Genomic DNA, 443 nt, shown 5'->3' with positions numbered 1-443 from the left:
ATTTATTATTTCATCTGTTGATAAGTCTGCCACTGTTCTTGTTGTTATCCATTGACCATCTCTTAAAATAGTTATTTCATCACAAATCGCTTTTATTTCTTCCATTTTATGTGAAATATATACAATTCCTACTCCATTTCCTTGCAGCTGTTTTATTATTCTAAATAAATGCCCTACTTCATTTTCAGTTAAAGAAGATGTTGGTTCATCAAGAACTAAATCAAGTTGTTCAAAGAAATGTTATGGATAATATCTGGCTTGGTAGATATCCTAAAAAATATGGATTAGTTGATGAAGATAAAATGTATAAAGATACTTTAGAGATTTTCAAAAAGTTGGATATAAAAATAGATCCTAGAGAAAAAGTTGAAAATTTAAGTGTATCTCAAATGCAAATGCTAGAAATAGCAAAAGCTGTGTCATATAATTCTAAAGTTTTAATT

The 443-nt window shown here is 27.3% G+C and carries 1 pseudogene; it reads left to right on the top strand.

Going from position 1 to position 443, the window contains the following annotated elements:
• Positions 1–200: 200 nt before the first annotated feature.
• Positions 201–443: pseudogene (locus tag AWT63_RS04485) on the top strand (sugar ABC transporter ATP-binding protein); the annotation flags it as partial.

Source organism: Caviibacter abscessus (assembly GCF_001517835.1).
Classification (GTDB): domain Bacteria; phylum Fusobacteriota; class Fusobacteriia; order Fusobacteriales; family Leptotrichiaceae; genus Caviibacter; species Caviibacter abscessus.
Note: the sequence above shows the minus strand (reverse complement) of the source record. Positions and strands in the feature narration are given on the sequence as shown.